The organism is Bradyrhizobium sp. ORS 375, assembly GCF_000239775.1.
Classification (GTDB): domain Bacteria; phylum Pseudomonadota; class Alphaproteobacteria; order Rhizobiales; family Xanthobacteraceae; genus Bradyrhizobium.
The window spans coordinates 1-1257 of sequence record NZ_CAFI01000425.1; the positions used below are offsets into that span (position 1 = coordinate 1).

The following is a 1257-nucleotide window of genomic DNA, read 5'->3' on the forward strand; positions in this document are numbered from 1 at the left end:
CGTGTTGGCCACCATGCCGCGACAATGCTTGCGCATTGCGCTGTTGACACCAGCTTCGGGGTGTCAGGCCGCTGCGACTTCACGTCCGCGCCGAGCCGTTCGTCCGCGCATCCGCTGAGGACACGCTGCGGCTCGATCGCGGCCACCGCTGCCCGCCCCGCGTGTCGTGACGATCGCGCGCTACGCCCCTTCGCAAGTGGGGCGGGATGGCGAGAGGAAAGCATGATTTCCGAAAAATCGCAAGCTAATTATTTTTTTGCGGAATGCAACCATGGCCCAGCCCTCGCCGCCGGACGTCAAGCGACACTCTCTCCTCCGTCATTCCGGGGCGTGCGCAGCACGAGCCCGGAATCCATCGTGCGACAGCAGACGCGGCCAAATGGATTCCGGGCTCGCCGCGCTGCGCGCGTCGCCCCGGAATGACGGCGGAGTTTGCGGCGGTTGTCGAGGCCAGTTGCCGCGTCTCGGTCGCTTAGCGCGTTCAAAACCAGATCTGCATCGCAACGCCCTGCGCATCGCGCGGCGGCGCGCCCTCCGGTACGCAGCCCGCACAGTCGCGGGCGGCGAGCGCCACCGCGCAGGCGTCGAGCACGTCGTCGGGCTTGGCCCCGGTGCCGCGACGAGTGTGGGTCAGCCAATCGTCGATTGCGGAGAAGCCCGCAGCAACTAACAAGTCGCGCCGCAGCCGGGCGCCCTGCTCCGTCTTCTTCGACGGCAGCGGCGCGCCGTTGAGACGCAGGAACACCAGCTCCGGATGCGCCTCGCGGACATCGAGGTCGCGATGCGCGCGGACGAAGGCATCGACCTCCATGATCTTGCGGCCGAGGTGCCAGAGCTGCCGCGAGGCGCGGGGCTGGCCGCGGCGGGTGGCTTCCAGGTTCGCTTCATCCGGATCGGCGTGGTTCTCCCACAGCCAGCGCCGCGCGCCGGTGAACACGCGCGAGCGATGCGGCGCGAGCTTGTCGCGGGCGATCCTGTCGCAGACGCGGGTGCCGTCATCGGTCATCCCGATCGGGATGTCGATCGCGGCGCGGCTGAAGGGAGCCGCGAGCGCGGTGGTGATGTCGGCGGGGAAGGCGATGTCGCGTTGATCGCCGTCGATCGACACGGCGACCCAGCCGCGCGAGAAGCCGTCGAGACCGATGAAGCGTTGGGGATGCATGGCTCTCAACTACCAAGTGCGTCCGACAGTCTCGCCTCTTATCCGGCGCAAACTCAGCCAGGCAGACGTCAGAGCTGAGCTGCCCGCCACGCCGA

Annotated in this window: 1 protein-coding gene; it reads right to left on the reverse strand. The window is 68.2% G+C overall.

Going from position 1 to position 1257, the window contains the following annotated elements:
• Positions 1 to 481: 481 nt before the first annotated feature.
• Positions 482 to 1162, reverse strand: a complete 681-nt coding sequence (locus tag BRAO375_RS28065; protein ID WP_083842556.1) for a DUF429 domain-containing protein — start codon at positions 1160 to 1162, stop codon at positions 482 to 484.
• Positions 1163 to 1257: the final 95 nt, after the last annotated feature.